Source organism: uncultured Bifidobacterium sp. (genome assembly GCF_959020145.1).
Lineage (GTDB): Bacteria > Actinomycetota > Actinomycetes > Actinomycetales > Bifidobacteriaceae > Bifidobacterium.
Genome location: NZ_CAUEQY010000066.1, coordinates 1 through 4,574, shown reverse-complemented (window position 1 = coordinate 4,574; position 4,574 = coordinate 1). Strand labels below are relative to the sequence as shown.

At 57.3% G+C, this 4,574-nt stretch carries 5 protein-coding genes; 1 reads left to right on the top strand and 4 read right to left on the bottom strand.

Annotated elements, in window-relative coordinates:
- Positions 1-3: 3 nt before the first annotated feature.
- From rimM to rpsP, 3 genes are read right to left on the bottom strand one after another with little or no spacing between them, the layout of a single operon-like run.
- The gene (gene rimM, locus Q5H33_RS08130) at positions 4-591 is read right to left on the bottom strand and encodes a ribosome maturation factor RimM (RefSeq protein WP_302423955.1); all 588 of its coding nucleotides are present in this window, start codon (positions 589-591) and stop codon (positions 4-6) included.
- A gap of 21 nt (positions 592-612) precedes the next feature.
- Positions 613-846 (bottom strand): RNA-binding protein, encoded by a 234-nt coding sequence (locus Q5H33_RS08125; protein WP_022244613.1) that lies wholly within the window; start codon positions 844-846, stop codon positions 613-615.
- Positions 847-848: 2 nt separating this feature from the next.
- Positions 849-1,298 (bottom strand): 30S ribosomal protein S16, encoded by a 450-nt coding sequence (rpsP, locus tag Q5H33_RS08120; RefSeq protein ID WP_022244614.1) that lies wholly within the window; start codon positions 1,296-1,298, stop codon positions 849-851.
- Between the two features lie 428 nt (positions 1,299-1,726).
- Here rpsP and Q5H33_RS08115 point away from each other — a divergent pair, with 428 nt between their 5' ends.
- On the top strand, positions 1,727-2,761 hold the full coding sequence (locus Q5H33_RS08115; RefSeq protein ID WP_302423954.1) for an endonuclease/exonuclease/phosphatase family protein: 1,035 nt from the start codon (positions 1,727-1,729) through the stop codon (positions 2,759-2,761).
- 123 nt (positions 2,762-2,884) lie between these two features.
- Here Q5H33_RS08115 and ffh read toward each other — a convergent pair whose 3' ends face one another.
- Positions 2,885-4,534: a signal recognition particle protein gene (ffh, locus tag Q5H33_RS08110; protein ID WP_004220182.1), complete on the bottom strand. Its 1,650-nt coding sequence runs from the start codon at positions 4,532-4,534 to the stop codon at positions 2,885-2,887.
- Positions 4,535-4,574: the final 40 nt, after the last annotated feature.

The window sequence follows — 4,574 nt, the reverse complement described above, 5'->3', positions numbered from 1 at the left end:
CGATCACAGACCCGGAATAAGACCTCCAGGCGGATCGAGGGTCAGATAGCCCTCTTCGAGGTCGATGTCTGGCACGAGCTCGTCCACGAATGGCACGAGCGCGCTGTTCTCAACCACAGCGCCGTCGGCATCCTTCACCGGATTGGCGAGACGAATCTTCAGCAGCCATTGGGCCACTTCTATCACGTCAACGACTTTGCCGACCACCACGCCCGGTTCGAGACCAAGCGTATTGTTTTCAGCCAGTCGCGCCTTAAGGCCAATAAGGTCTTTCGGATACCATTCGTCGGCTTCAAGCATGTCTTCCGGATCGTCCGCCTCGCCATACAGCACAATGCCGTTGGCCGCTTCGGACTGGTCGCGGTTGTCAATGCCTTCGAACTTGATGATCCAACGGTTCTTGAAAGTACGGGAGTTCTCCACCACATACTCTTCTTCGCCGTCTTTCGTGTACAACACAGCACCGGGAGCGAACCGGTATTCCGGTTCGTCCGTAAAGATCTGCACGGTGACCTCGCCCTTGAGCCCCTGCGCACGCCCGATACGACAGACCCTCAGCAGCTCAAGCTGTTGAGGGTCGTCGGAATGCATATCACGCACCACGCTAGGATCTCACCTGCGCACGTCCATGATGTCGACGCGCACCTTGTGGTCGGACAGTGCCTGCACCACGGCGCGAATCGCATTTGCCGTGCGTCCGCTGCGTCCGATGACGCGACCGATGTCTTCCGGGTTGACGCGCACGCGAATGAGTTCGCCACGCGCGTTCTCATGGGACTTCACCGAAACGTCGTCGGGAAAATCGACGATGTTCTTAATCAGATGTTCCACAGCCTGGGCGAGCATGATCACTCAGCTTCCGCAGCCGGCTCTTCAGCCGGAGCTTCCTCGGTAGCGGCGGCTTCGGCTTCAGCCTTGGCCTTGGCGTCAGCTTCGGACTTTGCAGCCTTCAGCTTCTGAGCCTGAGCCTCAACGGCCTCAACGCGAGCGGCGGCATCCGGGCCGGCCTCAACGGTCTTCAGGGTGCCTTCAGCACCGTCAAGGCCCTTGAACTTCTGCCAGTCACCGGTGATCTTCAGCAGGTTCAGCACCTGCTCGGTCGGCTGAGCGCCAACGCCGAGCCAGTACTGAGCGCGCTCGGAATCGATAACGATGGTCGAAGGCTGGGTGTTCGGATTGTAGGTACCGATCTCTTCGATGGCGCGGCCATCACGCTTGGTACGGGAATCCATGATCACCACGCGGTAGAACGCGTAGAACTTCTTACCCATGCGCTTCAGACGAATCTTGGTTGCCAAAATGGCTCTCCTTGTATAACTAGGGGTGTGCGTTTCGTTTTCTGTGTGGGGCACGGAATCCGAAACCCACATGTTCCTCACGTCACGCGATAGTTAGAGGGCCTCGCGCGCGCGAATAACTTACCAAGTATAACCGTGGGGTACGGACGGATGGGTCTTAGGATGTTTCCCGCTCTATGTGACTTTCCGAATCCGTGCAAAACCGGGAAGTCGTTTGTCTGATTCTGCGGAAACGGTCAATTATGCGGCGAATGTGATGCCTTGAATGACCGAATCGGCAGAATCGGACATTTGCTGGCATTCGTGAGATGTTTGCGTGGGTCTACATGGCGGAATCGTCGGAATCAGGCAGGCTGGCTACACTTGGAGGTTCCGAGTTTGCGTATATCCGTTCGGAGTGAACGGTTTGCATAGGGGGAGTTGCCTGAATGATTATCGCGCTTTGGATTGCGTTGATTATTTGCGTTGTATGGATTGCGCTTGGCGAGATGCCGGCTGGTTGGGATGGCCATTTGCCGCTGCCGTACTTGATTGCGTTGATTCCGTTGCTGTGGATTCCGACGCTTGCGATCGCCGTCGCCGGTTTCGCGTTGCATGAGCCGGCTCTCGGGGGAGTCGCTGCGGTGGTCTGTTTTGCGTCGCTGCTGCGCAAAATCGCATATTGGATGGAAAATCTCAATTCTCCCAATACTGCGCAGAGGGTCGCCGAAAAACTTGCGGAAAAGCGTGAAACATCTCGTGAAACAGGCAATGAAGCTGTTACGGAATCCGCGAAACATGGCCGTTTCCGTGTGATGACGCTGAACTGCCGATTCGGTCGCGCCAACGCTGCGGCAATCGTCAGTGCGGTCAAAAAACATGATATTGCAGTACTTGCATTGCAGGAATTGACGGACGATCTGGTTGCGCAATTGGACGCTTCGGGATTGTCTGATTTGCTTCCGTACCGTCAGTTGGGGGAGAGCAAGGGAACGGACAATGGCGGATTCAACGGTGTGTGGATTCGTATTGAACCAAGCGACATGTCTCCGGTCACTGCGGTGATTCCCGCGGCCGACGTGCCGGGCGTGTGCTTCCCGATCGATTCGATGCGCGGCATCACGTTTGTTTCGGCACATCCGAAGTCTCCGATGCGCGGATGCAGGGAATGGTCCGCCGGCATCATCGGTTTGGGGGAGTTGGCGACCACTCAGAAGCAGGGCGACATCACCGTTGTGTTGGGTGATTTGAATTCCGGTACCGATCATCCAAGCTTCCGCAAGCTGCTGAATGCGGGCTTCAAGGATGCGGCCTTGTGCGAGGCGAAGGGCCGTCATGCCACGTTCCCATCATGGCTGCCGTGGCCGCGCATCATTCTCGACCATGTGCTTTTCACCAAGGGATTGGACGCTTCCGACGTGAGTTCGTTCTGCGTTGAAGGTAGCGATCATCTTGCGCTTGCTGCCACGTTGACGTTGAAGTAGTTGATGGCGATTATAAGGTAGTCGATTCAGCTGAAAACAGCTGATTGGAGTACGCAAAAAAGGGATGCGATTCGTCTTGAATCACATCCCCTTTTATACGTTACCGTTTTCGCGTCGCTTGCTTTAGTGCAGCAAGCCGGACAGTCCGCCGCCAAAGTTCGGCGGCAGCTCACCGGCATCGCCCATCAAGTCTTGCAATCCGGCGGGAAGTGCAGGATTCTGCGGCTTCTTGGCAAAAGCGGAACCGCCGGAAGACTTACCGTCGGAGTTCTTGCCGGCAAGCTTGTCGCGCAATGCCTTCTCTTCAGCCTCGCGCTTCATCGGATTGCCGGACTTACCGCCCTTCTTCTTGCCCTTCTTGCCTTTGCCCTTGCCTTTGCCCCCGCCCATGGCTGGGCCGCCAAAGCCAGGCATGCCAGCGCCGGCCTTGTTGCTCATACGCTTCATCATCTTCGCGGCCTGCTCGAAACGCTGCAACAGCGCGTTCACCTGCGAAACGGTCACGCCGGAACCGTAAGCGATACGAGCTCGACGAGAACCGTCAATAATCGAAGGATCACGACGTTCCGCAGGAGTCATCGAACGAATAATGGCTTCAGTACGATCGATTTCCCTCTCGTCGAACTGCTCAAGTTCTTTACGATGCGCGGCCATACCCGGAATCATGCCAAGCAGATTCTTCATCGGACCAAGCTTGCGCACCTGCTGCAGCTGATCGAGGAAATCATCCAAACCAAAGGAACCATCGGAAATCTTGATGGCGGCCTTACGAGCCTCTTCCTCATCGAACTGCTTCTGCGCCTGCTCGATCAGGGTAAGAATATCGCCCATATCGAGAATGCGGGAAGCCATACGATCCGGGTGGAAAACCTCGAAATCCTTCAGACCTTCGCCAGTGGAAGCGAACAGAATCGGCTTGCCGGTAACGGAGGCGACCGAAAGCGCGGCACCGCCACGGGCGTCGCCATCAAGCTTCGAAAGCACCACGCCGGTGAAGTCCACGCCCTCATCGAACGCCTTCGCCGTCTGCACGGCATCCTGACCGATCATCGCGTCGATTACGAACAGGATTTCGTTCGGCTGCACGGCGTCGCGAATATCGCGAGCCTGCTTCATCAGCTCTTCGTCAACGCCGAGACGGCCTGCGGTATCGATGATGACCGTGTCGTACAGCTTCTGCTTGGCCAGCGCAACAGCGTCACGCGCCACCTTCACCGGATCGCCGGTGGTCAGACCCGGGGAAGCAACGGCTTCGCCACCATCGGACTGCACACCCTTTTCCGGAGCGTACACGGGCACGCCTGCACGTTCGCCAACCACCTGCAGCTGCGTCACTGCGTTCGGACGCTGCAAATCGGCCGCGACCAACAGCGGAGTGTGGCCGGAATCCTTCAGCCAGTAGCCGAGTTTGCCTGCGAGGGTGGTTTTACCAGCACCCTGAAGACCGGCGAGCATGATGACGGTCGGCGGATTCTTCGCAAAATTCAGCGGTCGGTCAACGCCAGCGCCAAGCACGGCCGTCAACTCTTCGTTGACGATCTTCACGACCTGCTGGGCCGGATTCAGCGCCTGGGAAACCTCGGTGCCGAGCGCACGCTCGCGGATTCGGCCGGTGAAGGAACGCACCACGTCGAGCGCCACGTCGGCGTCGAGCAGCGCGCGGCGGATTTCGCGGATCGTACCATCGATATCAGCCTCGGAAAGCTTGCCTTTGCTCTTCAGATGCTTGAACGCATTCGAGAGCCTATCTGTCAAAGAACTAAATGCTGCCATAATGTCCCTCAGTCTAGCCGTCCCGCGGGAAATTTCGCAT

Bases quoted from the DNA above. Each gene is read 5' to 3' on its own strand.
- rimM (WP_302423955.1), bottom strand. From the start codon at position 591: ATGCATTCCGACGACCCTCAACAGCTTGAGCTGCTGAGGGTCTGTCGT.
- Q5H33_RS08125 (WP_022244613.1), bottom strand. From the start codon at position 846: ATGCTCGCCCAGGCTGTGGAACATCTGATTAAGAACATCGTCGATTTT.
- Q5H33_RS08115 (WP_302423954.1), top strand. From the start codon at position 1,727: ATGATTATCGCGCTTTGGATTGCGTTGATTATTTGCGTTGTATGGATT.
- ffh (WP_004220182.1), bottom strand. From the start codon at position 4,534: ATGGCAGCATTTAGTTCTTTGACAGATAGGCTCTCGAATGCGTTCAAG.